General features: G+C 68.8%; 24 protein-coding genes and 1 pseudogene. 12 read left to right on the top strand and 13 right to left on the bottom strand.

The features are described from left to right. Nucleotides 1–36 precede the first annotated feature (36 nt). The 6 genes from AC0L6F_RS13790 to AC0L6F_RS13765 all read right to left on the bottom strand — a co-directional run bounded on the left by AC0L6F_RS13790 (nucleotide 37) and on the right by AC0L6F_RS13765 (nucleotide 4,758). Nucleotides 37–438, bottom strand: coding sequence for a PaaI family thioesterase (locus tag AC0L6F_RS13790; protein ID WP_274637161.1), 402 nt, complete (start codon nucleotides 436–438; stop codon nucleotides 37–39). After that, nucleotides 438–1,658, bottom strand: a complete 1,221-nt coding sequence (locus tag AC0L6F_RS13785; RefSeq protein WP_473538348.1) for an acetyl-CoA C-acyltransferase — start codon at nucleotides 1,656–1,658, stop codon at nucleotides 438–440. Before AC0L6F_RS13785 ends, AC0L6F_RS13790 begins: the two co-directional genes overlap by 1 nt. Nucleotides 1,659–1,750: 92 nt before the next feature. Next, nucleotides 1,751–2,158 (bottom strand): RidA family protein, encoded by a 408-nt coding sequence (locus tag AC0L6F_RS13780; RefSeq protein ID WP_473538347.1) that lies wholly within the window; start codon nucleotides 2,156–2,158, stop codon nucleotides 1,751–1,753. 4 nt (nucleotides 2,159–2,162) lie between these two features. After that, entirely contained in the window at nucleotides 2,163–3,020 is an 858-nt protein-coding gene (locus AC0L6F_RS13775) for a fumarylacetoacetate hydrolase family protein (RefSeq protein WP_473538345.1), read from the bottom strand. Beyond that, complete coding sequence (locus tag AC0L6F_RS13770) at nucleotides 3,017–3,484, bottom strand: YybH family protein (protein ID WP_259611303.1); 468 nt, start codon at nucleotides 3,482–3,484, stop codon at nucleotides 3,017–3,019. The genes AC0L6F_RS13775 and AC0L6F_RS13770 overlap by 4 nt, the downstream gene beginning before the upstream one ends. Beyond that, nucleotides 3,481–4,758 carry an FAD-dependent monooxygenase gene (locus tag AC0L6F_RS13765; RefSeq protein WP_473538344.1) on the bottom strand — a complete coding sequence of 426 codons (1,278 nt, stop codon included), beginning with the start codon at nucleotides 4,756–4,758 and terminating at the stop codon, nucleotides 3,481–3,483. The genes AC0L6F_RS13770 and AC0L6F_RS13765 overlap by 4 nt, the downstream gene beginning before the upstream one ends. Before the next feature lie 209 nt (nucleotides 4,759–4,967). Between AC0L6F_RS13765 and AC0L6F_RS13760 the strand changes: the two genes are divergently transcribed. From AC0L6F_RS13760 to AC0L6F_RS13730, 7 genes and pseudogenes are all read left to right on the top strand, one after another. Further along, on the top strand, nucleotides 4,968–5,996 hold the full coding sequence (locus AC0L6F_RS13760; RefSeq protein WP_274637156.1) for an ABC transporter permease: 1,029 nt from the start codon (nucleotides 4,968–4,970) through the stop codon (nucleotides 5,994–5,996). A gap of 57 nt (nucleotides 5,997–6,053) precedes the next feature. Continuing rightward, nucleotides 6,054–7,226: a sugar ABC transporter substrate-binding protein gene (locus tag AC0L6F_RS13755; RefSeq protein WP_274637155.1), complete on the top strand. Its 1,173-nt coding sequence runs from the start codon at nucleotides 6,054–6,056 to the stop codon at nucleotides 7,224–7,226. A gap of 2 nt (nucleotides 7,227–7,228) precedes the next feature. Next, nucleotides 7,229–8,830 carry a sugar ABC transporter ATP-binding protein gene (locus tag AC0L6F_RS13750; protein ID WP_473538343.1) on the top strand — a complete coding sequence of 534 codons (1,602 nt, stop codon included), beginning with the start codon at nucleotides 7,229–7,231 and terminating at the stop codon, nucleotides 8,828–8,830. Beyond that, the gene (locus AC0L6F_RS13745) at nucleotides 8,831–10,156 is read left to right on the top strand and encodes a DUF3500 domain-containing protein (protein ID WP_274637153.1); all 1,326 of its coding nucleotides are present in this window, start codon (nucleotides 8,831–8,833) and stop codon (nucleotides 10,154–10,156) included. Continuing rightward, a complete protein-coding gene (locus tag AC0L6F_RS13740; RefSeq protein WP_259611295.1) occupies nucleotides 10,153–11,199 on the top strand; it encodes an amidohydrolase family protein in 1,047 nt (348 codons plus the stop codon). The genes AC0L6F_RS13745 and AC0L6F_RS13740 overlap by 4 nt, the downstream gene beginning before the upstream one ends. Nucleotides 11,200–11,314: 115 nt before the next feature. After that, nucleotides 11,315–12,448, top strand: a pseudogene (locus AC0L6F_RS13735) (FAD-dependent oxidoreductase). A gap of 52 nt (nucleotides 12,449–12,500) precedes the next feature. Continuing rightward, nucleotides 12,501–12,947, top strand: a complete 447-nt coding sequence (locus tag AC0L6F_RS13730; RefSeq protein WP_259611293.1) for a MarR family winged helix-turn-helix transcriptional regulator — start codon at nucleotides 12,501–12,503, stop codon at nucleotides 12,945–12,947. Nucleotides 12,948–12,951: 4 nt separating this feature from the next. Here AC0L6F_RS13730 and AC0L6F_RS13725 read toward each other — a convergent pair whose 3' ends face one another. Beyond that, nucleotides 12,952–13,614 carry a GntR family transcriptional regulator gene (locus tag AC0L6F_RS13725; protein WP_259611292.1) on the bottom strand — a complete coding sequence of 221 codons (663 nt, stop codon included), beginning with the start codon at nucleotides 13,612–13,614 and terminating at the stop codon, nucleotides 12,952–12,954. Between the two features lie 124 nt (nucleotides 13,615–13,738). Further along, a complete protein-coding gene (locus tag AC0L6F_RS13720) occupies nucleotides 13,739–14,647 on the bottom strand; it encodes a LysR family transcriptional regulator (protein ID WP_473538342.1) in 909 nt (302 codons plus the stop codon). Nucleotides 14,648–14,768: 121 nt separating this feature from the next. Between AC0L6F_RS13720 and hpaD the strand changes: the two genes are divergently transcribed. The 4 genes from hpaD (at nucleotide 14,769) to AC0L6F_RS13700 (ending at nucleotide 18,971) form a co-directional block, all read left to right on the top strand. Next, nucleotides 14,769–15,764, top strand: coding sequence for a 3,4-dihydroxyphenylacetate 2,3-dioxygenase (hpaD, locus tag AC0L6F_RS13715; protein WP_259611290.1), 996 nt, complete (start codon nucleotides 14,769–14,771; stop codon nucleotides 15,762–15,764). 63 nt (nucleotides 15,765–15,827) lie between these two features. Then, nucleotides 15,828–16,733 (top strand): formyltetrahydrofolate deformylase, encoded by a 906-nt coding sequence (gene purU / locus AC0L6F_RS13710; RefSeq protein WP_259611289.1) that lies wholly within the window; start codon nucleotides 15,828–15,830, stop codon nucleotides 16,731–16,733. Between the two features lie 23 nt (nucleotides 16,734–16,756). After that, complete coding sequence (locus AC0L6F_RS13705) at nucleotides 16,757–17,602, top strand: methylenetetrahydrofolate reductase (RefSeq protein ID WP_274637150.1); 846 nt, start codon at nucleotides 16,757–16,759, stop codon at nucleotides 17,600–17,602. Between the two features lie 34 nt (nucleotides 17,603–17,636). Then, a complete protein-coding gene (locus AC0L6F_RS13700) occupies nucleotides 17,637–18,971 on the top strand; it encodes an aminomethyl transferase family protein (protein ID WP_274637149.1) in 1,335 nt (444 codons plus the stop codon). A gap of 25 nt (nucleotides 18,972–18,996) precedes the next feature. Here AC0L6F_RS13700 and AC0L6F_RS13695 read toward each other — a convergent pair whose 3' ends face one another. Further along, the gene (locus tag AC0L6F_RS13695; protein WP_274637148.1) at nucleotides 18,997–19,485 is read right to left on the bottom strand and encodes a MarR family transcriptional regulator; all 489 of its coding nucleotides are present in this window, start codon (nucleotides 19,483–19,485) and stop codon (nucleotides 18,997–18,999) included. Between the two features lie 130 nt (nucleotides 19,486–19,615). Here AC0L6F_RS13695 and AC0L6F_RS13690 point away from each other — a divergent pair, with 130 nt between their 5' ends. Further along, nucleotides 19,616–20,974, top strand: a complete 1,359-nt coding sequence (locus tag AC0L6F_RS13690; RefSeq protein ID WP_274637147.1) for an aminomethyl transferase family protein — start codon at nucleotides 19,616–19,618, stop codon at nucleotides 20,972–20,974. Between the two features lie 2 nt (nucleotides 20,975–20,976). On the opposite strand, the gene AC0L6F_RS13685 is transcribed toward AC0L6F_RS13690, so the two are convergent. The 4 genes from AC0L6F_RS13685 to AC0L6F_RS13670 all read right to left on the bottom strand — a co-directional run bounded on the left by AC0L6F_RS13685 (nucleotide 20,977) and on the right by AC0L6F_RS13670 (nucleotide 24,417). Next, complete coding sequence (locus AC0L6F_RS13685) at nucleotides 20,977–22,350, bottom strand: glycine cleavage T C-terminal barrel domain-containing protein (RefSeq protein WP_473538341.1); 1,374 nt, start codon at nucleotides 22,348–22,350, stop codon at nucleotides 20,977–20,979. A 41-nt stretch (nucleotides 22,351–22,391) separates the two neighbouring features. Next, nucleotides 22,392–23,726 carry an aminomethyl transferase family protein gene (locus tag AC0L6F_RS13680; RefSeq protein WP_473538340.1) on the bottom strand — a complete coding sequence of 445 codons (1,335 nt, stop codon included), beginning with the start codon at nucleotides 23,724–23,726 and terminating at the stop codon, nucleotides 22,392–22,394. A 68-nt stretch (nucleotides 23,727–23,794) separates the two neighbouring features. Beyond that, nucleotides 23,795–24,190 (bottom strand): TA system VapC family ribonuclease toxin, encoded by a 396-nt coding sequence (locus AC0L6F_RS13675; RefSeq protein ID WP_473538339.1) that lies wholly within the window; start codon nucleotides 24,188–24,190, stop codon nucleotides 23,795–23,797. Beyond that, nucleotides 24,187–24,417, bottom strand: a complete 231-nt coding sequence (locus AC0L6F_RS13670) for a hypothetical protein (protein ID WP_473538338.1) — start codon at nucleotides 24,415–24,417, stop codon at nucleotides 24,187–24,189. Before AC0L6F_RS13670 ends, AC0L6F_RS13675 begins: the two co-directional genes overlap by 4 nt. Nucleotides 24,418–24,469 lie beyond the last annotated feature (52 nt).

The following is a 24,469-nucleotide window of genomic DNA, read 5'->3' as shown; positions in this document are numbered from 1 at the left end:
GGCTCGGACGCTGGTCCGCGCCACCGTGAGGTTGGGTCATGCGCGCCGCACCGCGCGCGCCATCCCGCTGTATGTCGCGACCACGTCGCCGTCGGCGGTCACGATGACGTCGACGACGGCCCGCCGATCATCGTGCCAGCTCGTCTGTGCGGTCGCCACCAGCCGCTGACCGACGCGGGCGGGGGCGAGGTAGTGGATCTGCGCGTCGGCCGTCGCCGAGAAGTGCAGCACCGTGGTGGCCGCCATGGCGAACGCCTGGTCGGCGAGCGCGAAGACGAACCCGCCGTGCGCCATGCCGTTCGCGTTGACGTGGTCGGGTCCGACCTGCGTGGTCACGACGGCACGACCGCCCGTTGCTTCGTCGATCGTGAAGCCGAACCAGGCGAGCGACGGCTCGTCGGCGAGGATCTCGCGAACGAGCGGGTCGACCGCGCCCATCAGCTCAGCCTCTCGAGCACGAGCGCCATGCCCTGACCGCCCCCGACGCAGAGTGTCACCAGGCCGAGGGTGCCGTCGCGTTCCTGCAGCGCGCGGATGAGCGTACCCGTCAGCCGCACTCCCGTGGCCCCGAACGGATGCCCGAGGGCGATCGCGCCGCCGTGCACGTTCACTCTCTCGGAGTCCAACCCGAGCTGCCGTACGGTGGGGACGACCTGCGCGGCGAACGCCTCATTGAGCTCGACCAAGTCGAGATCCGCGACAGTGAGGCCCAGCCGGGCGAGCAGTTTCTGCGTCGCTCCCACGGGGCCGAGGCCCATGATCTCCGGGGACAGTGCGCTGGCACTTGCCCCCAGGATGCGGGCGAGCGGCGTCACACCGAGCTCCCGCGCCCTGGCAGCGCTCATGAGCACCGCAGCAGAGGCGCCGTCATTGAGCGGACTGGCATTTCCGGCGGTGACGGTGCCGCTCTCAGCGAAGGCCGGCCGGAGCGCGGCAAGGCCTTCGATCGACGTCCCCGGTCGAGGGCCGTCGTCCGCGGTCACGACCGTGCCGTCGACCCGCAGGTAGGGCACGATCTCGCCGTCGAACCATCCCGCCTCGACGCCGGCGGCCGCACGCCGCTGCGATTGCAGTGCCCACTCGTCCTGATCTCGTCGTGAGGTGCCGGTCAGGCCCGCGACGAACTCGGCGGTCCGGCCCATCGCGACGTAGACATCCGGCTGCAGACCTTCGCTGCGAGGGTCGGTCCACGCATCGCCCGATGCGAAGATGGCGTCGGAGCGGGCCGCGGGGACCTCTGAGCCGGGGTAGACATCCGTGGGCACCGGCGGCGTGCGCGACGTCGATTCCATCCCTCCCACGAGGAAGGCATCCCCATCGCCGGACCGGATCGCACGGGCGGCTGCGGCGACGGCCTGCACGGATGAGGCGCAGAACCGGTTGATCGTGGCGCCGGGCAGCGAGTCGTACCCTGCGTACACGGCTACCCGCCGGGCCGCGTTGTCGCCCTGGGCGCCTTCGGGGACCGCCGTACCGAGGTAGAAGTCATCCAGGGTGGCCGGGTCGACGGCCGGCACGTCGGCGAGCGCTCCTCGCACCGCGGCGAGGGCGAGGTCCTCCGGCCGCTCTGCGGCGAGGGATCCCTTCCGTGCCCGACCGAACGGCGTTCGCTTATACGCCACGACGACGGCGTCACTCGGAGTGAGATCCCTGATCACCGCGGTATCCTCTCGATCTCCTGTGCGCAATACTATCCAGCTCGTATCGTATCGCATCCGGCGAGAGAACCAACCGTCGATGTTCGACGCGCTTAGAGCTTGTCGGCGGACCGACCGTCGGGCAGCACGGCGACCAGTTCCACCTGGATCCGCGTGCCGGAATCGAACTGCGCGGCCATGACGTGGCGGGCCGGCCGGGATGCGGCATCCGGGAACATCGCCAGCCACTGCGCGTTCAGGGCGTCGCGGTCGCGATACTCGGCGAGCCAGACCGTCATCTTGACGATGTCGTCGGTCGATCCGCCCGCCGCGGCGAGCAGTTCGCGCACGCGATGGAAGGCGTTCGCCACCTGATCGGCGAGCGAGGCGGGCATCTGCCGGGTGACCGGATCCCGCCCGGTCAGCGCTCCGCTGAACAGGAACGGGCCGATCCGGCTCGCCGTAGGGATCGGGTTCTCGTGCGAGAACCCGCCGATCTCGATGCTCTGTCGCCGCGCCATGACCTCATTCTTCCGCGACGACGCGGTTCTCGATGGCTCCGAGGCCGTCGATCTCGGCACGCACGACATCGCCGACGCGCAGGAACCGCCCCGTCGGCGCCCCGATGCCGGCGGGCGTGCCCGTGGCCAGGATGTCGCCGGGCATGAGCGTCATCACCTGGGTGAGGTACGCGATCTGCTCGTAGATGTCGTAGATCATGTCCGAGGTCGGGAAGTCCTGGCGCACCTCGCCGTTCACGGTCAGCCGCATCTGCAGCTTCAGCGGGTCCTCGATCTCGTCGTCGGTGGTCAGCCACGGCCCGATCGGACCGTGCGTGTCGAACGACTTGCCCAGCGTGAAGGTCGGCGACCGCTTCTGCAGCCAGTCGCGCACCGAGACGTCGTTGGCGACCAGGTAGCCGGCGATCACCGAACGCGCGTCCTCGACCGCGACGTGCCGGCAGCGCTGTCCGATCACGACGCCCAGCTCGATCTCGTAGTCCAACTCCTCCGAGATCGAGGGCTTGACGATGTCGTCCTGCGGGCCGACGATGCACGTCACCTGCTTGTTGAACCACAGCTGGCTGGTCGGGGTCGGGATACCGGCGGCCGCGGCCTCTTCGGCGTGCTCGCGGTAGTTCATCCCGATGCCGAGGTACTTCTGCGGATCGTCGATCGGCGCGTGCAGCCGCACGCCGGCCAGGGCGAACCGGGGTCCGGATGCCGCGGCCAGCACGCCGGTCAGCTCGGGCAGTCGCGGCAGCAGTTCCCGCACCGACCCGCCCGCACCGGCCACGGCGGTCAGGTCGACGACCTCGTCGCCGTCGATCCGCCCGACGCGCACGACGTCGGATCCGGCCGGGGTGAATCGTGCGAGCCTCATGACGGCTCCTCCTGCGCGGCATCCTGCGCCGCGGCATCCTGCTCACTCGGCAGCTTCCCCCAGACCTCGTCGCCGTGCGGCGTCATCTGGAAGCTGACGTACCGCCACTGCCCGTCATCACCGCGGTGCAGCACCTGGGTGACCGGGCCGCCGAGGGTCCGCTCCCCGCCGCCGGGCGCGCGCATCCGGTTCGTGAGCTCGCCGACCACGATCGCGACATCCCCCGACACCCGGATGTTCAGCTCGCCGCGCCACATGTCCAGGTAGGCGCGCCGCGCCGCGACGTGCTCGAGCAGGTGCGCCTTGTCGTGCACGAGTCCGGGCGCGTGGATGTGCACGAGCGAGTCCTCGAACAACTCGTCCAGTGCCGCGAGGTCGCCGTCGATGAGCGCGCGCCGCCGTCGCTCCTCGACCGCGAGCAGCTCGGCGCGGGTGGCCTCGTCGGCCGCGGTGAGCTCGCTCATTCGGCCACGGCCACGTCGTGCGTGCGGAATCCGGTGGCGGCACCGGCGTCGTGGCCGGGCCGGGGGCTGCCCACGAGCGCGTGGTAGCGGCCGAAGATCTCGTCGGCCTCGGCCAGCGGCAGCACCTGTTCGATGTCGTCGAAGGGCAGCCCGTCCGTGCGATCGGCGACGATCCGGCGGATGACCTCGTAGCCCTCGCCGCGCATATTGTCGGTGATGCGGTTCACGACCTCGCGACGGGCCCCGTCGTAGGCCGTGAAGGCCGCGTGCGGGTCGTCCGGATGCGCGGCGATCTGCTCGACGATCACGCGCGCGTCGATCATCGCCTGGGTGATCCCGTTGCCGCCGCGCGGGTACATCGCGTGCGCGGCGTCGCCCAGCAGGACGACCCGCCCGTCCACCCAGCCGTCCAGCGGCGCATGCCGGATGAGCGGGAACAGATACACCTCGCGGGCATCGCGCATCAGCTGCTGCACGTCGAGGAACGGGATCTTCACGGTGTCGTACAGCGGGATGACCTCGGTGATGTCGCCGACCTGGTTCCAGTCCTCGATCGTCTCCTCGCCGTTGGTCTCGACCACCCAGTTGATGAGGTCCTTGCCGGTGCCCTCGAAGTCCTGGGCGATCGGGTAGACGATCATCGACGAGATGTGCGGGTTGCCGATGTGGCAGATCGTGTGACCGCCGCGGAACGGCTCGCGCAGCGTCGTGCCGCGCCACATCGTGATCCCGGAGAACTCCGGCTCGGCCTGGTCCGGATGCATCTGCCGGCGGATCGCCGACTTGATCCCGTCGGCAGCGATGACCGCGTCGTGCCGGACCTGCGCGGTGCGGCCGTCCCGATGCTCGAGGTCCAGCGTCACGCCGTCGGCATCCTGCGCATAGCCGGTCACCCGCGCGCCGAGGACGATCGAGTCCGCTCCGAGGCGCTCCCGGACCGTGCGATAGAAGAGCAGCTGCAGGACGCCCCGGTGCACGAAGCGCTGCTCGTGCAGATACCCCATGTGCACGCCGCACTTCTCCGCGTAGATCTCCTGACCGTTGTTGGTGAAGAAGATGGAGTCCTCGGCGTCGACCGAGATCGCACGGAACTCGTCGAGCAGCCCGAGATCGTCGATCTCGGCCGTACCGGCCGTCTTGATGTCGACACCGACGCCGAGCGGCTTCAGCTCTCCGACCGATTCATAGACCGTCGGCGAGAAGCCCCTCTGGTGAAGGCGGAGCGCGGTGAGCAGACCGGCGGGGCCGGCGCCGACGATGGCGATGTCGAGCATGGAAGTCCTCTTCCTCGAGGTGGGTGGACGACCATGATCGTACACGATGTCGTGCGCGATTTGGAGGTCGGGGGGCGGCGCCTTGCCCATTATTTCGGCATACTGGGGAGAGACTCAGCGAGATGGACTGGCGCAAACGCCGCCTTCTGCATATGATTTCGCACACGATGTCAGTATCGCGATGACGCGAACCAAGGGAGCTGCCAGCAATGACCGAGACTTCGACGACCGAGGCTTCGACGCCCGACCCGTATACGGGCGTGGTCGCCACTCCGCCTCGCCGCCGGCTCTCGTTCAGCTGGTTCAGCACCCGATTCGCCGTCATCGGCGTCTGGATCCTGCTGGCCATCCTGTTCAGCGTGCTGGCGCCGGGGACCTTCGCCACCGTCGGCGCCATGCACGCGATCTTCGGCGGGCCCAACAACACGACGCTGGTGTTCCTGGCCGCGGCGCTGCTGTGCACGATCATCGTCGGCGAATTCGTCGACATGTCGGTGGCCTCCAACCTGGGCCTGGCGGCGATGACGCTGACCGTGCTCAATGTCGATCTCCACCTCAACGCCTACATCGCCGCGCTCGTCGCCGTGGCGGTGTCCACCGCGGTGGGCGCTCTGAACGGCTGGCTCGTCGTGCGTCTCGGAGTGAACACGATCGTGGTGACGCTCGGCATGGGCACGTTCCTGCTGGGCATCGCGAGCTGGATGTCGAACCTGCAGCCGGTCAGCGGACTCGCGAAGTATGTGCAGTGGATCGCGAACTTCGAGATCGCAGGTCTGCCACTGGCGTTCTACCTCGGTGTCATCCTGATGCTCGGCTTCGCGTACGTCCTGCGCTTCACGCCCCTCGGGCGCAACATGCGCTTCGTCGGCGAGAACCGCGAGGTGAGCCGGCTCGCCGGCGTGCGGGTGCAGCGCACCCGATTCGGCGCCTTCACGTTCGCGGGCCTGATCGCCGGGGTCGGCGGGGTCATCACGGCGGCCGGCACCGGCGGCTTCGATCCGAGCTCGTCGAACGCGTATCTGCTGCCGATGTTCGCCGCCACGTTCCTGGGCACGGCGATCCTCGACCCCGGCCGCTTCAACCCGCTCGGCACCCTGCTGGCCGTCTTCTTCCTCGGCACCGGGGTCCTGGGACTCCAGCTGCTCGGCGCCAATTCCTGGGTCACGAACGTCTTCTACGGCGGCGTCCTCGTCGTCGCGGTCACGCTCACGACCATCCTGCACCGGCGGGCCCGCTGAGGGGCCGCATCGACCTACCCATCCCGATTGTCAACGAAGCCAACAAGGAGAATCACAGTGAACACAGCACACACCACCCGCGGGCGCCTCGTGGCGCTGGTGGGCACCGTCGCTATCGCAGCGCTCGCGCTCGCCGGTTGCGATTCGACCACCGGCGGCACAGACACGACGCCCTCCGGCGCCGCGACCGCCTCCGCGCCGGCCAGCGTGGCCGACCAGGTCGCCCAGCTCCAAGCTCCGCTGACCAGCTGGCCGACCCCGACCGAGTCCGTCTCGAACAAGGACGCGCTGAAGGGCAAGACCGTCTACTTCATCCCCATCACGCTCCAGGCGCCGCAGTTCGCGGCGACCCTGACCGCGTTCACCGAAGGGATCAAGGCGCTCGGCGGAAAGGTCCAGACCTGCGATGGCCAGGGCACGCCGACGGCGATCTCGGCCTGCGTCTCGCAGGGCACCCAGTCCCATGCGGCGGCGATCGTGGCTGCCGCGGTGGCATACGACCTGGCCGGCAACGCCTTCGATGCCGCCCAGGCCGCCGGCATCCCCGTCATCATCGCCGACCAGGCGCTGTCGGCCGACCACCCGAACTCGAAGACGCTCGTCACGATCGACGGCGAGGTCGGCTACCGGATGGACGAGGCGGTCGCGAAGTGGATCGTCGCGGACGCCGGCAGCACGCCCCCGGGGGTGCTCGCGAACGTCTCGGCGGATGGGCCGTCGCCCGCCGAGTTCTTCACGGCCGCACAGAAGGTCTACGACACCGCCGGGGCGAAGGTGACCGTCAACAAGGTCTCCACCGGCAGCTTCCAGCTGGTCGCACCCTCGACGAGCGCGGCACTGCTGAAGAACCCCGATGTCGGCTACCTGCACGTGCAGTTCGGTCAGTACTGGCAGGCCTCCGCCGGCGGCGTGCAGGCCGCCGGACGCAGCGGAAAGGTGAAGATCGCCACGACCGCGGCGCAGCTCGGTGAGCTCCAGGCGGTCAAGTCCGGCGCGCTGTCGGCGGCCGCGAGCTCGTCATCGACGTTCGAGGGCTGGATCTTCGCGGATGCCGCGCTGCGCATGGCCGCCGGCGACACCATCCCGGACTACACGGTGCCCATGCGGCTGTTCTCGGCCGACAACATCGGCTCGATCACCCTCGATGAGGCCTCGATGAACTCCGGTGCCTGGTACGGCCCGACCGAGCCGATCGCCGACGGCTTCGAGAAGCTCTGGGGCGTGAGTTGACAATGAGCATCCAGCCGGAGGCGCGGACGGCGACGTCCGCGCCCCCGGCGCGCCTCGAGGTCCACGACGTCACGGTGACGTTCGGCAGCAACCGTGTCCTGCGGGATGTCGCGCTCGAGGTGCGTCCCGGTGAGATCCACGGGCTGATCGGGCAGAACGGCTCGGGCAAGTCGACGCTCGCGAAGGTCCTCACCGGGCTGTACACCCCCGACCCCGGCGCACGCGTGCTGGTCGACAGCGAGCCGCTGCGCCTCCCGGTTCGCCCCGCCGAGTCCCGCGCGGCCGGCGTCGCCGTGGTCCATCAGAGCCTCGGGCTCATCGATCGGATGAGCGTCATCGAGAATCTGCGCATGGGCCGGCTCCGCGCCCGCGGCCTCGGCCGACGCATCGACTGGAAGCGCGAGCGGGCAGAAGCCGAGACCGTCTTCGACCGGCTCGGTCGACGCGTCCCGTTCGACGTCCCCGTCGGCGCGCTGCGCGAGGAGGAACGCGCGACCGTCGCGATCGCCCGTGCGCTCCAGGACGCGACCCCCGGCCACGGCCTGATCATCTTCGACGAGTCGACGCGGGCACTCGGACGCCGCGCGCTCGAGCACTTCTTCGCGATCCTCGACGAGATCGTGGCCACCGGCACGTCCGTCCTGCTCATCACGCACCGCCTGGAGGAGATCATCGACGCCGCCGACCGGGTGACGATCCTGCGCGACGGACGGGTGGTCGAATCCGGGCGCGAGGTGGCGGGGATGAGCGAAGCCACCCTCACCACGATGATGCTCGGACGCGGGCTGGTCGACCTCAGCTCCCAGGGCACGGCGCCGGCCGCGGCATCCGGCTCCCCGGTCGTCGTCGAGCATCTCGCCGGACTCGGCGTCGCCGACCTCGATCTGCACGTGGCCGCCGGCGAGGTGCTCGGCCTGACCGGCATCGCCGGCTCGGGTTACGACGATGTCCCCTACCTGCTCAGCGGCGCCCCGCCAGCAGCCGACGGCACGATCACGATGCGCGGCACGGCGGTCGCCGCCCGGCAGCTCAGTCCCGCCTCCGCGGTTGCCGCGGGCATCGCGCTCGTGCCGGAGGGCCGCGAGCACGCGGGTCTGGCGGGCAGCCTGAGCGTCGCCGAGAATGCCGCATTTCCGCAGACCAGCCGCTCCCGGCGGGCGCTCCTGCCGTATTCGGCCAAGGACGAGAAGGCGCTGGTCACGGGCTGGATCGACCAGCTCGACGTCCGGCCACCCGATCCGAAGTCGCTCGTGAAGAACCTCTCCGGAGGGAACGCGCAGAAGGTCCTGCTGGCGAAGTGGCTCGCGACCGACCCCGAGCTGCTGCTGCTCCACGAACCGACGCAGGCCGTCGACGTCGGCGCGCGCCACACCATCGTGGCCGCGATCCGGAAGGCCGCCTCCGCCGGCCGGGCGGTCATCGTCGCCGGCTCGGACGAGAACGAGCTGTCGATGCTGTGCGACCGGATCCTGGTGTTCGCCGATGGCCGGGTCCGGGACGAGTTGACCGGCCGGCAGAGTCCGGACGACATCGTGGCAGCGATCTATGCGGGCGGATCGCGCGCGACCCTGCGCGATCGCATCCCGCGCCGAGAAGAGGCGTGAATGGCCGGGTCATCAGGCAACGACATCGACGAGTTCTTCTCCACTGCTCGGGTCGCCGGCCATACCAGCGCGGTCGAACTGCCCGAGGGCGACTACCGCCGCTTCCTGTACTCGCTGGACGATGAGATCCTCGCGCCCTACCGCGAGATGAGCTACGAGCAGTTCCGCGAAGACCGCTATCGGGCGCCGTTCCTGCGCAGCCTCGTCGAATACTGGGACTCGCTGCTGGCCGAGCCGTTCGTCGGCATCACGACGGACGGCGACGTGGTGCCGGACCTGTACCGCCTGCCCGAGCCGTCCGGGCAGAACGATCCGGCGATCGTCGACGCGGCACGCAAGGCGCTCTCGCTGCTGGATGCCGCGGCCGTGCAGCGCCTGTCGTACCCGATCGACGCACCCGAGCGGAGGGCGTGGAGCAACCCGGAGTGGGTGTTCCACCGGGTGGGCGTCCGCCTCGAAGACCTGCCCGCCGAGCAGTCCGACGCGCTGCTGGGGATCGTCCGCGCCTCGCTGAGCCCCGAGGGCTGGGCGCGCGTCGACGAGGCGATGCAGCTCAACGGCTTCCTCGGCGAGCTGACCGGGCTGCCGCGGATCATGAACCACCGCAGCTTCTGGTTCTCGATCTTCGGCACGCCCTCGACCGACGAGCCGTGGGGGTGGCTGCTGTTCGGGCATCACGTCTGCGTCAGCTTCACCACCATCGCCGGTCGGCACGTGCTCGCCCCGGTGTTCCTGGGCGGCGAGCCGGCGCTCTCCGACGCGCACCCGCCGTTGTTCGCAGACCGCGAGGCGATCGCGATCGAGCTCGCCGAGTCGTTCACGCCGGAGCAGCGTCGCGCGGCGGTCGTCTACGACTCGGTGCTCGACCCGAGCATGCCGGAAGGGCGGCGGCATCCCGCCGACGAGCGCCACGTCGCCGGCGCCTTCCGCGACAATCGCGTCATCCCGTACGAGGGACTCGTCGCCCGGACGCTCGACGAGGGCCAGTGGGCCCGGCTGCGTGCCCTCATCGCCGACTACCTGCTCCTGTACCGCGAGGAGCAGCGCACGCTCACCCTGGCAGACGTCGACGCGCACCGCGACGACACGCACGTGTCGTGGTACGGCGCGACCGACGGGTCGACGCCGATCTACCTGCGCATCCACAGCCCCGTGATCCTCGCCGAGCTCGACCACCACGCCGGAGTCTGGCTCAGCAATCGGCTGCCGGCCCGATTCCATGTCCACACCACGCTGCGCCTGCCCAACGGCAACGACTACGGCCACGCCTATCTGGCGCAGCACACCGACCGATCGACAACCGAGACCGAAGGAACCGAGATATGACCGTCGTCGACATCAACATCCACCACCTGCCCGAGGATCTGTTCACCAACGGGAAGCTCCTGAACGGCTTCTTGAACTCCGCTCCGCGCGGATTCGGCGAGATCGCCTATGTGACCGAGACCGACCAGGGCAAGAAGCACCTCGTGCTCGAGAAGCCGGCGGGCCACCAGAACCTCAACTACGTCGACGGCGATTACTCGGCCGAGGCCAAGCTGGCCGCGATGGACGATGCCGGTGTCGACTACGGCATCATGCGCGTGCCGGTCTGGCAGGAGTGGCTCGATCTGGAGACCTGCCGGGCCGTCAATGACAACGCCGCCGATATCGTGGGGCGCTCCAACGGGCGGTTGTTCTTCACTGCCGCGGTGCCGCCTTGGGGTGGCAAGGAGAACATCGACGAGCTCAAGCGCTGCATCGACCTCGGTGCGGTCGGCGTGCAGCTGGCCTGCCACTACGGCCAGCTCTACCTCGACGACCCGGTGTTCGAGCCGTACTTCCTCGAGATCGAGAAGCTCGGCATCCCGGTCATCGCCCATCACACCCCGCTGCCGGTCGAGTGGCACTCGGTGATCGACTACACGAACCTGCGTCGTGAGTACGGGCGGATCATCGACCAGGGCATCGCCGTGGGCCGCGAGCTGTTCAGCGGAATGTTCGACCGGATGCCGGGACTGCGCATTGTCCACACGATGATGGGCGGCAACTGGTTCGCCAGCTCGGAGCTGCTCACGCCGCACGCACCCACGAAGAAGGAGTCGCTCACGCGACTGGACCCGACCGGGGGCGAGAAGATCCGGTCCTACCTGAAGGACAACATCTTCTTCGACATGACCCACCCGCACTCGTGGGGCAAGACGCAGGTCGAGGCGGCGCTTGAGATCAACGGCGCCGACCACTACATGTTCGGCTCGTCGTTCCCGGTGTTCAAGAGCTGGATGAGCCAGGGCGTCGACTTCATCAAGAATGAACTCGAGATCAGCGATGCCGACCGCGAGGCGGTGTTCTCCGGCAACGCGAAGCGCCTGTTCAACCTGCCGATCTGACCGCGTCGTCCCCTCCGGCTCCTCCGGACTTGATTATGTATCTAGGTCAGTATATATTGGCCTAGATACATAATCGGAGCGGACAGCTCACTACGACGGAGTAGGCGGAAGCGACATGGTTCAACGGACAGTACTGGTTGTCGGCGGCGGCATCGGCGGGCTCTCCGCGGCGATCGCGCTGCGACAGCAGGGGTTCGACGTCACGGTGATCGAGCGATACCCCGACCTGCACGCCTCCGTGTTCGGCGTCGGCATCATCCAGCCCGGGAACGCCCTGCGCGCGCTGGATGCGATCGGCTGCGCGGACGCCTGCGTCGCCGGCGGATATCCGGCGACGCAGTGGGGACGGATGCTGGATGTCGACGGCGAGCACCTGCATGACATGCCGGGGGTCGCGATCGCGGGTTCCACCTTCCCGCCACTGAACGGCATCACCCGTCCGCAGCTGCACGAGATCCTCACGTCCCGGGCGCTCGAGGTGGGCGTCGTCATCCACTACGGCACGACGTTCGACTCGCTGTAGGACGACGGCAGCTCGGTGACGGTCACCACCGAGACGGGCACGACGTTCACCACCGACCTCGTCGTCGGCGCGGACGGCGTGCGCTCGCGGGTGCGACGGCACGTGCTGAGCGAAGAGATCGAACCGCATTACATCGGGCAGTCGGCGTTCCGTGTGAACATCCCCCGGCTGCCGGAGATTGACTGCATCGTGCTGCAGGTGTGCGAGGCGGGGATGGCCGGCTACGTGCCGATCGGGCCCGACCTGGCCTACATGTTCTACAACGCGCACTTCGGGGACCACGAGCGCATCCCGGACGACCAGCTCGCGCCGCGGCTGCGCGAGTACCTCGCCCCGTTCGGTGGGCTCACCGGTCGCGTGCGCGACGAGTTCATCACCGACGACGCGGACATCGTGCTGCGGCCGGAGGAGTCGATGGGCACACCCACGCCCTGGCACAAGGGCCGGGTCGTGCTCATGGGCGACGCCGTCCACGCGATCACGCCGCATCTGGGCCAGGGCGCCGCGCAGGCCATCGAGGACGGGGTCGTGCTGGCCGACGCGCTCTCCCGCCACGACAACCTCGACACGGCGTTCGCCGAGTACACCGCACGGCGCTACGAGCGCTGCAAGCTCATCGTCGACACGTCCCTGGCGATCGGCGAGTGGGAGATGGGGCGGCTTCCCGGGTTCGACAACGTCGCCGCCACGAACCATGTGCTCGACGTCATGGCGCAGCCGCTCTGATCCATCCGCCGGCGCCAGCCGATAGCCTGGCGCCGGAGAAGGGGAGGGTGCGATGTCATCTGCGGCGGGCCGGCAACTGCCGGTGATCCTGCGCGAACTGGCCTGGACGATCCACAAACGGGCCCCGGATCGCGCCGGAGTGGGGCCTCTGCCGACCACCGAGGTGGCCCTGCTCAAGCAGATCGTGGATGCTCCCGGGTGCACGGTCTCCCAGCTCGCCACCGCACTCGGACTGCATCAGCCGAACGCGAGCGGTGCGCTGCGTGTGCTGGTGCACCGCGGACTGGTCGAACGTGCTCCCGACCCTGCCGACCGGCGCACGATCCGCGTCATCCCCACCGCGCTCGGCTTGACCGAGCACGAGGCGATAGCCGCCGGCTGGGCCGCAGACGTGGCCGACGCGATCGCCGAACTCGACTCGGCGCACCGCGACGCACTCGAAGCCGCCTCCGACGCGATGGTCCAGCTCACGCTGATCGTGCGCGGCGGCGAGCGCTGAAGGCTCAGGCCTCGGTCTGAGCGGCCAGAGCCGCCTCGTGATGGGCGATCGCCTCGAGCGTGCTCAGCTGATGGCGCCGCATCGACGTCTCGACCTGGTCGGGGTCGGCACCCCCTTCGATCAGGTCGAGGATGCCCTCGTGCTCGGCAATCGATGCGAGCGCACGCCCCGGCGCATACCAGAACGCGCTGCGGCGGACCATGTCCAGCCGGGTCCACTCGTTGTGGATCAGATGGGACAGATGCGCGTCGCCGCACCGCGAGCAGATGAATTCGTGGAACTGCCGGTTGAGAGTGCCGAAGCGGGCGACGTCGAAATCGGTCAGGGCCTGCCGCATCTCCGCGTTCAGCGCGCGCGCGTCGTCGATGTCCTCCGTGGTCAGGCGCGGGGCCGCCAGCGCGGCGCCGAGTCCCTCGATCCGGGCCAGCAGCCGCATGGTGCGGTGCCAGGAGTCGGTGTCGAACGTCTTCACCAGGGCGCCGACGTTCGGAATGATCTCGACCCAGCCCTCGGCCTCCAGCCGACGCAGCGACTCGCGCCACGGAACGGACGAGATCGAGTGCTCGCGGCCGAGCTGGTCGATGACCAGCCTTTGTCCCGGGCCGAACGTGCCGTCCATGATCCGTTCGCGCAGGATCTGATATGCCTGCTCGGCCTTGGTCACCATCGTTGAATAATAGCGGAAATCGCACACAATCCCCGCGCATTCCTCGGCAGAGAGTGGTTCATTGCGGCGAGATCCCGCGCATTCACCCGAAGGTTCCCACAATCGCGTGCGATTTCGCACACGATTACCGAGCCCGGACGTCGAGGCTGGCGATGAATCGCGCGATGACGGGATGCTGCGCCCCGCCGGGCCGGGTGAGCACGAGTGCCCGCAGCGGCGTCGGCTCGGGGTCGAGGCGCCGCACGACGAGGTCGAAGCGACGCAGGCTCGCCGCATCCGGGTCGGGAAGGACGCCCCAGGCGGCACCCGACTCGATGAACGGGATGCTCGTCTGGATCGTCTCGGCGGTGCGGATGGCGGCCGGTGCGATCCCGTGCGCGCGAAACGCCTCGTCGACGGCCTCGGGCAGGCTCGGCACCGCCGCGGTGCGCTGCGGGAGCACGATGCGGCGCCCGTCGAACGCGGCAAGCGGAAGCGGGTCGGGGGCGTCGGACTCACTCGGAGGCAACGCGGCCACCAGCGGAACCTCGCCGCCGTCCACGATGTCGAACTGGCCGCGGTGCCGCGCGGCGAACCGGTCGGGCTCGGCCACCATGATCATCGCGACGTCGACGGCACGACGCGCGAGCTGATCGATCGCCGTCCACGGCGGCGGATCCGTCAGACGGACTTCCACGTCCGGCGCGACATCCGCGAACGCCCGCAGCAGACGCGGCAGCCGATGCCACAAGAGGGTCGGCACGACCGCCAGCGCGAGCCGACCCGTCGTACCGGCGCCGAAGCGCCCCAGCGCCTCGGCGATGTCATCGACCTCTGCGAGCAGGCCGGCCGCGGCATCCAGGAGGTACCGTCCGGCGCTCGTCGGCTCGACCCCGCGCGGCGAGCGGACCAGCAGGGGCACGCCGACCGCGGTCTCGAGCTTGCCCACGGCCACGCTCAGCGACGGCTGCGAAAGATGCAACGTCTCGGCGGCCGCCGAGAACGACCCCGCCGCCACGACGGCACTGAAGTACCGCAAGTGGCGCAGCTCCATGGCTCAGATGATATCCGAGCCGTCGGTATAGCGCTCATCTATAGGTGCGCCAGCCGATCCGGGGCTTCTCCTTCGCGGCCATCGCGCACACGATGGAAGCACCGACCCGAAGGAGACACCGATGCTGCCCACCTGGAACCAGACTCCCCCATTCACCCTGACCCGCGCGAGCCACGTGCGCCTCGCGGTGACCGACCTTCCGTCCAGCCGCGACTTCTATCGCGACACGATCGGCCTGGTCGTCACCGAGGAGTCCGACGACGTGGTGTATCTGCGCGGTCTCGAGGAGTCCGCCCACCACAGCCTGGTGCTCGAGCGCGGCGACACGGCGCAGGCGCGCCAGATCGGGCTGCGCGTCCGCACCGATGGTGACATCGTCGCCGCCGAGCGATACTTCACCGAGACCGGCATCGCACACGAGCGCGTCGAGGTGCCGCACCAGGGGCCGACCCTGCGGTTCCGCGACCCGGTCGGCATGCACTTCGAGCTGACCAGCAGCATGGACCTCGTGCCGCGCAAGATGCAGGACTTCGACGAGTTCGTCGCCGGGGCCCCGCAGCGCCTCGACCATTACCAGGCCGTGACGCACGACGTGCAGACTGCGACCGACTTCTGGACCGGCCTGGGGATGCGCATGAGCGAATACACGGCGACCGACGGCACCGACGAGCTGTGGGGCACGTGGATGGAGGTCAAGGGCAACACCCACGACCTCGTGTTCACGAACGGGAAGGGTCCGCGTCTGCACCACTTCGCGTACACCGTGCCGGATGCCTCCGCCCTGCTGCATGCGGCGGATGTCGCCGGTGCGCGCGGGTTCGGCGACGAGATCGATCGCGGCCCGGGCCGGCACGGCATCAGCAACGCGATGTTCCTGTACCTGCGCGATCCCGACCAGCACCGCATCGAGCTGTTCACCACGCACTACCAGTTCATCGACCTCGAAGAGCAGCCGATTCGCTGGGATGTCAGCAACCGCCGCCGCGCACAGCTGTGGGGGCTGCCGGCATCCCGTCGCTGGTTCTTCGAGGCCAGCGAGTTCCCGGACGAACCCCTGCACGAGCCGCTGCTGACCGCGACCCCCGCCACGCTCGAGGACTTCCTCGGCGTGCACTGAGTTACAGGTGTCTGCTAGTCTTTCAGTCAGCTTAAACTCTGACGACGAAGACAGGAGGCGGCGATGACCATCGTCGAGACACCGATGGCGGCACGGGGAGCCGATCTCGATCCGCTCCGCGACCAGGCGGTGCTGCTGGTGCAGGGCCAGGATCGACCGGGCCTGGTGCGTGCCGTGTCGACCACGCTCGCCGAGCACCGAGCGAACATCATCTCGCTCGACCAGTACACCGATCACGCGAACGGCGGGCGCTTCTTCCAACGTGCCGTGTTCCGGCTCGAAGGCCTGGACGTCGCGCGTTCGGCACTGGAGGAGTCGCTGCGGGTCGCGCTGGGCGAAGGATTCGGGCTGACGTGGCGGCTTTCCGCGCTGGCGACGCCGAAGCGCGTCGCGATCCTCGCATCGACCAGCGACCACTGCCTGCTGGACCTGCTGTGGCGGCAGCGGCGCGGTGAGATCCCGATGACGGTGCCGATGGTGATCTCGAACCACTCGGTCGTCGCCGACGACGTGCGCTTCCTCGGCATCCCGTTCTTCCACGTGCCGTCGTCGGGGCCGGACAAGGCGGCCGCGGAGGACCGGATCGTGGAACTGCTGGCGGATAACGTCGACGTCGTCGTGCTCGCGCGCTACATGCAGATCCTCTCCGGCGACTTCCTGGCGAGGGTCGGAGTCCCCGTGATCAACATCCACCACTCCTTCCTGCCGGCCTTCATCGGCGCGGGCCCCTACCGCAAGGCGAAGGAGCGCGGCGTGAAGCTGATCGGTGCGACCGCCCATTATGCGACCGAGGACCTCGACGAGGGCCCGATCATCGAGCAGGACGTGGTCCGCGTGACCCACGCCGACACCGCCGCCGATCTGCAGCGTCGCGGCGCCGATGTCGAACGCGCGGTGCTCGCCCGGGCCGTCACGTGGCACTGCGAGGACCGGGTGATGCGCCACGGCCGCGAGACCGTCGTGCTGTGAACCCACCACCGAGAGGCGATTCGATGACGAACCCCACCACTACAGACCTGCTCGCCGACTTCTCGCTGGAGATGACCGGCAAGGACGTCGATGACCTGAACGCCGCCGCCGGCCTGCTGCCGCGCGGCACTCGAGTCAACGTGACCTTCCTCGGCAACGAGGACCTCACGATGCGCACGGCCGCCGCCCGCGCCGTGCGGACCGCCGGCCTCGAGCCGGTCCCCCACATCTCCGCCCGCCGCCTGCATGACCGTGCCGAACTGGAGACGTATCTCCGGGCTCTGCACGAGGTGGATGCCGCGACCAGCGTGTTCTGCGTCGGCGGCGACCCCGCGACACCGCACGGGCCGTACGCCGACGCCGAATCCGTGATCCGCACGGGCGTCCTGCCCGCGGCAGGCGTCCGTCATGTCAGCATCGCCGGGTACCCCGAGGGACACCCCGACATCCCCGACGACGTGCTGTGGAGCGCGCTGCGCGGAAAGGTCGCGGCCCTCGCTGAGCAGGGGGTGGAGGGCTCGATCATCACCCAGTTCGCGTTCGACGAGAAGCCGGTGCTGCGCTGGATCGAGCAGGTGCGCGACGCTGGCGTCCACCTCCCGATCCGGATCGGCGTGCCTGGGCCGGCCGGGGTGAAGCGGCTGCTGGGCTTCGCCCGTCGGTTCGGGATCGGCGCCAACACCCTGATCGTGAAGAAGTACGGCTTCTCGCTCACGAACCTGATGGGGACCGCGGGCCCGGAGAGGCTCATCGGCGCGCTCGCCGCCGGCTACGACCCCGGCCGGCACGGCCCGGTGCGCCTGCACTTCTACACCTTCGGCGGCATCCAGGCCACCTCCCAGTGGATCACCGAATTCCGCGGCCGATGAGCCACGGCATCCCTCGCACCAAAGGAGAACACCCATGACCATGCCTTCCCTCCAGGACGCGATCGACCGCGCAGGATCACCCATCCGGCTGCTGTGGCAGCCCGACGCCGCGCCGTGGGACGTGCCCGTCGTCGCCGCCGAGTACGCGGGGTGGCAGCGCGAGCAGGAGGCGTGGCGCAGCACGGTCGCGCTCTCGGACCTCTCGTTCCACATGTCCGACACCGTCTTCGAAGGACCCGACGCCACCCGGCTGCTGCGCGATGTGAGCGCGAACGACTACGACCGATTCGCGATCGGCCAGGCCAAGCAGTTCGTGCCGGTGTCGTACGACGGCAACATCATCACCGACGGCATCCTGCTGCGCGAGGCGCCGGACCGGTACACGCTGACCGGCGTGCCCGCTGCGCAGAACTGGGTCACGTTCCACGCCGAGCGCGGCGGGTACGACGTCGCGTTCTCCACCGACCCCGACTCGTCGGTGCGCAGGGCCGGCGACCCGAAGCTCTTCCGCTTCCAGATCCAGGGGCCGCACGCACTGGAGGTCGCCGCCCGCGCCTTCGGTGGACCGCTGCCGGAGACGAAGTTCTTCCACTCGGTCTTCGTGGACGTCGACGGGCGCCGGGTGCGCGCGCTGCGCCACGGCATGGCCGGGCAGGCCGGTTATGAGTTCATCGGGTCATTCGCCGACCACGGCGCCGTCAAGGATGCGCTGCTGGAGGCGGGCGAGCCGCTCGGCCTGGTGCCCGTGGGCGGCATGGCCTATTTCACGAACGGCGTCGAGAGCGGGTGGATCCCGACCCCGACCCCGGCGATCTACACCGATCCGCGCCTGGCGGACTACCGCCGGTGGCTGAGTGCCTTCTCGTACGAGGGCAAGAAGCCGCTCGGCGGCAGCTTCTACTCCGACGACATCGCGGACTACTACCTCTCGCCGTGGGAGCTCGGCTACGGGCGCTCGATCACGCTCGACCGCGAGTTCATCGGTCGCGACGCACTCAACGAGGCCCACGAGCTCGTCCGTCGCCGCAAGGTCACACTCGAGTTCGACGCCGCCGATGTCGCCGCAGTCTTCGGCGACGACCCCGGGTATGTGCGCACCTACGACCGCCACCGCGTACAAGCACAGGACGGAGCGCTTGTGGGCATGACGTTCTGGACCGCCACGATCGCCCCGCTCGACCGCATCCTCGCCCTGGCGCTCGTCGACGAGGGCGTCGCCGAACCTGGCACCGAACTCGAGGTGGTGTGGGGCGAGCACCCCGGGCACGGCACCGCGCCCGACGCCGACCTCGGGTTCCCGCGCATCCGCGCGACGGTACGGCCCTCGCCGTACAACGAGTACACGCGGACCGCCTACCGGGCCGCCTGACCGCGGCGCCGGTCAGGGGCGCCGGTCAACGGCCCGAGCCGGTGACCGGCCACATCGTGCCGGTGGGCACCTCGACGCCGTCGAACGTCGTGGTGAGGATCGTCAGGGTCTCTCGCAGAGCGGCCTGGTGCGTGGCATCCAGCACCGCGTCGATCTCGTGGTTCACCGCCGCCACCCGGGTCCGGCCCTCGTCCGCGCCGGCAAGCCCCGCCTCGGTGAGTTCGTACCAGATCACGCGCTTGTGCACGGGGTGCGGCAACCGCGTGACCCACCCCAGCTTCTCCAGATGGTTCAGCGCGGTGGTGACGCTCTGCGGCGTGAGCCGGAACAGCCGGGCGAGATCGGATGCCGACATGTGGCCGAGCTCGTCGAGGTGCACGCAGATGCCGAGCTGGGTGACCGTCACGCCGAGATCCTCGATGTCGTTCACGATCCGCTGGTGCAGGGCCTGATTCGCCCGCCACAGCCGGTACGGGAGCCCGTCGAGCCAGGCAGAGGGTTCGTCTTGCAGCATGTGGGACTCCTGTTCGTCGTCTGACAACATTATCCACGAACGGAATGGTTACAGAACACTGGTATTATTGCAGATGTCTGGTAATCTGGTATCCGCCCGCACCGACGCGGGCGAAACCCGAAGGGATGACATGCCCACTCTCGAAGACACGATCCAGGCAGCCGGCGGACCCCTCCAGCTGCTGCGCAGCGGACGAAGCGGATCGTTCATATTCCCGGTGACCTCCGAGTTCACCAACTGGCGCGACGAGCAGGAATCGTGGCGCACGAGCGCGGCACTGATGGACCTGTCGCAGCACATGCCCGACCTCATCGTGCAGGGACCGGACGTGTTCCGGCTGCTCGCGCACCTGGGCGCGAACACGTTCCGCGGATTCGGCCCGATGAAGGCGAAGCAGCTGATAGCGGTGGGTCCGGACGGCAACATGATCGGAGACGCCATCCTGTTCTGCCTCGGCGAGGACCTGGTGCGCATCGTGGGCCGGCCGCCGGCATTGAGCTGGGTGCAGTTCCACGCCGAGACTGGCAGCTGGAACGTCGAGCTCCGTCGGGACGAGCGCGCGATCATCGTGCCCCGCACACGCGAGCTCTATCGGCTGCAGCTGCAGGGCCCGACCGCCGGCGAGATCCTGGAGAAGGTCAACGGCGGCCCGCTGCCCGAGATCAAGTTCTTCCACATGGGCCGGTTCAAGATCGGACGTTACGAGGCGACCGCACTGAATCACCGGATGTCTGGGTTCCCCGGGCTCGAGTTCTTCGGTCCGTACGAAGACTTCGAAGGCGTGCGCGACACACTCCTCCAGGCCGGGGCCGAGTTCGGCATCACCCAGATCGGCGGGCGCGCGTACGCATCCGTCGCCACCGAATCGGGGTGGATCGCCAATACGCTGCCGGCCGTGTATTCGCAGCCAGAGCTGGCCGACTTCCGGCGCTGGCACAACGGCAACTCGTTCGAGGGCCGACTGGCTCTTGGCGGCAGCTTCGTCTCGGATCGCATCGAGGACTACTACGTCACCCCGTGGGATCTCGGCTACACGCACATCGCCAAGTTCGATCATGACTTCATCGGGCGCGAGGCGTTGGAGGCACGCATCGACGAACCGCACCGGCACAAGGCCTGGGTGGAGTGGAACCAGGATGACGTGGCAAAGATCTTCGCGAGCATGTACAACGAGGGCGACCAGCGCTACAAGTACCTCGACACCCCGATGTCGACGTACACCGCCTGCCAGTTCGACCGGGTGGAGAAGGACGGCCGTCACATCGGCAGCATGAACCTGTCGATCTACTCTTCGAACACGCGGTCCTGGATCTCACTCGGATCACTCGACGCCGACGCACAGCCGGGTGACGAGGTCGTGCTGACCTGGGGCGAGCCGAACGGCGGCTCGAACAACCGGGCGATCGAGCGGCACGCGCAGACTACGGTGCGGGCCACGGTGATCAACCGCCCGTTCAGCGAGAGCACGCAGGGATCCGGCAACCGCTGAGATCAGCCGGCATTTCGTCGCGTCGCCACGCTTCGCGTTCCGGCCGGTCGGGTCATGGGCAGAGTCGTGACGTCCACGCGCCGGTTGTCCGGCCGGAACGGGAGGGGCGCGACGACCGCGCGCACCTCGCGCTGCGGGGTGCCGGGGCGGCCCCAGACCACCGTGACCTCCGTGCCGACCACGCTGTGCTGACGCGCGATCGTGGCGAGCGAGATCGTCTTTCGCAATGTCGGGCTGAGCGTGCGACCCGTCGCGACACCGACCGGTCGACCACGGACGAGGACTGTGTCGAAAGCAGGCCCGGCGACCCGCGGCAGCTCCATCGGCTCGGGCAGCGGCCCGTCGGACAGCCCCGCGGCGAGCAGCGCGGCGACATCTTCGCTGTTCCACACAAGTCCCGCCAGCACGCGCGGCGGGTCGCCGGCAGTGCGGTCAGCCAGCAACGCGTCCTTTCCGAGGAAGTCATGCGTAAAGTCGCCGCGCACGTGCCATCCGAGTTCGACCGGCTTGCGGAAGTAGTCGGCGAACCCGTTCGTCGGCACAAAACTTCCCTCGACCCCGCCACGTCGGAAGTGCCACGCCGCGCCGGGCGTGATCGCCGACGACGGGAAATAGTCCAGCCCGTTGGTGGCGATGCCGGCCTCGATGTGTTGGACCGGCTGCGCGCGGATGCCGAGCTGGCGCAGGCCGAACGGCGCGCCCGCATCGCGGATGAGCCGCCAGATCTTGTCGGCGGCATCCGCTGGCCCGTGCACCTCGTACCCGAGCTCGGCGGAGATCCCCGCACGCAGGATCTGCACGTGCACACCGCCGAGCGTCGCCGAGCGGCTGCGGTTGAAACGGACCTCGCGCAGCGAATCAGCGAGAACGGTCTCCAGCACATGAATCGACGTCGGACCCTGGATGCCGAAGATGAATCTATCCGGGCTGATGTCCCGGACCGCGGCATCCCACGTCCCCTGGTTCAGCTGCCAGAGCAGCCAGTCCCCTGAGCCGGCTGTGAAGAGGAACTCGTCGTCGGCGAGCCGGAGGAGGATGCCCTCCGACGCGACCCATCCGTGCTCGTCGAGCTGCACGTGGTGCTTGATCTGGCCGATATCGAAGCGCGACAGGTCATTCATGCCGAGCTGGCTCAGGAAGGCGTGCGCGTCGGGGCCACGCACGACGATCTTCGCGAGCGACGACCAGTCACCGAGGTAAGCGGTCTTCACGTGGGCGGATGCCTCATCCGCCCAGTTCGTGTACTCCGATGGGAGGTACAGCGGCCCGAACCGCTTGATCGTCGTTCGGTCGTTGCCCTCGTCCTGCGCGGCCGCAGCCGGACTGAAGATCGCCGGACGGTCGATGCCGAGCGCGCCCTGCGGGTGCTCTCGCATCTGTTCGTAGAGTGCCCTGCGGTCGCTCGCCACGGCGGGCCTCAGTCCTGCCGGTACGCCGTGCGGGCGTACTCGTTGTAGGGCGCCGGCCGCACCGTGGCGCGCAGCCGCGGGAACCCGAGGTCGGCGTCGGGCGCGGTGCCGTGGCCGGGGTGTCGCCCCCAGACCACCTCGACGCTCGTGCCCGGCTCGGCGACGGCGGCATCGACGAGCGCGAGCCCCAGCACCGTGCGCTCGGGGTCGCTGTTGATGGTCTGGAAGGTCAGTCCGACGAGTTCGTCGTTCTGCTCGATGCGATGACGCCCGTAATCGTTGAGGTAGCCCGGGTCGGCGCCGAAGACCCGCTCGACGTCGGCGGCGTCGAACTCCAGCGTGATCTTCGCGCGGTGCGGCGCCTCCTTCGTCGCCCGCAGCGCATCCCGCCCGATGAAGTCGTGCGCGAACGAGATCGACCGTCCGTAGCCGAGTTCCCACGGGGACGTGTAGTAGTCGGCGAGATCGTCCGAGTAGAAGCTGCCGTAGAGCGGATTCTGCCCCTCGTACGAGAACAGGTTGACGCTCGCCCGAAGCCCGGCAAGCGCCGGATCCGTGTAGATCGCGGGCGTCGGGGTGGGGATCCAGCCGCTCTCCACGCCGTTGGTGGCGTACGCGAGCGCGCCGATGTGAACGATGCCGGACTCCTCGCCCGCCGCGAGCAGAGCATCCTTGACCCGGTCGTGGTCGGCGTAGTCGCCGATGAACTCGTACCCGGGCTGTCCGGCCATGCCATGCCTCAGCGCCCGGAAGCGGGCACCCGCGAGGGAGACCGGGGTGGAGTGGAAGAACTTCGTCTCGGGCAGAGGCCCCCCGAATGCACGGTGCACGACGTCGAGCGCACGCGGCCCCTGCACCTGCAGCCGGAACAGTCGGGGGTCACCGGGCATGAAGGAACGATCGGGATCGGTGGAGAACTCGACGTCGTACCCGCCCTGCTGCGCGTGGAACGTCACCCAGTGCTGGGCTGCCTCGACGCCGCTGAGCACGTAGGACTCCTCGCCGTCGCGCAGCAGGATGCCGTCGGTGACGATGTTGCCGTCGGCGGCGACCGGCACGAACTGCTTCGCCCGCCCGATTGCGAAGTCCTCGATGTTGTTGGCACTCACGTCGCTGAGCAGTCGCGCCGCGCCCGAGCCCCGTAGGAACGTGTCGGACATGTGGTACGACAGGTCCGAGAGCGCGACCGTGCTGCGCCAGGCATCCTGTTCTTGGCGCCAGCCCACGTACTCGCCCTCGACGACCGGCGGCGCCCACGGGCCGGCTTCCGGCTTCCAGAGCAGCCGGATCGGAGACCCTGCCTGAGCGATCCCCTGTTCCAGACTTACGAACTCCCATGCCATGTCGGGCTCCCTCGCTCGCCATCAGTGATATGAGACAGTCTAAGTCATCTGAAACCTGGGAGCAACGCTCACGCGGGCAGCAGAAGGGCCCGGTCCCCGAGGGCCGCGAGTCCCTCATCCGTCGTCGCGAGCATGCCATCGGGGATGCTGCGCGCCAGGGACAGGAGATACGCATCTGTCACCTGACGGTGCCCACGCACCTCCGACAGATTGCAGTCGGCATAGGAGACGGCATCCGGCCAGAACTCGGCTTTGGGATGCTGATGGACTCCGATGAGCACGCGCTGCGCGACATCGGCGCTCTCCCCCAGCCGCAGCAGGAAACGCACGAGCGCTCCTTCGACGATGGGGCAGAGCGCGAATCGGTCGATTCCGGCGAACCAGGCCACCGCGCGTTCATGATGCTCGTGCTCCACGACCGTCAGCGCGATGAGCACATTCGCATCGAGCAGGAAGACGCTCACTCCTCATCCAGCAGCCGCACGACCTCGCCGTCGGTGATCCGCCGGCCGATGCTGACCGCCGGCAGGCGCGTGCGTGGATCGAACTCGATCTCGACCGGTGCACCGAGCTGTGCGAGGCCGCGGATGGTGAGGTCGGCGATCACACCGGACACCGAGCCGCCCTGTTCTCTGGCCATCTCCTTGACGCGGCGGTGCACGGCGGGGGGAAGGTCGACGGTGGTGCGCATGCCTGCATCATAGCCGATGCAGACATGATGCAGGCCGGCTCCGCGGCGCCGT

This window comes from Microbacterium sp. G2-16M, from assembly GCF_055809115.1.
Note: the sequence above shows the minus strand (reverse complement) of the source record. Positions and strands in the feature narration are given on the sequence as shown.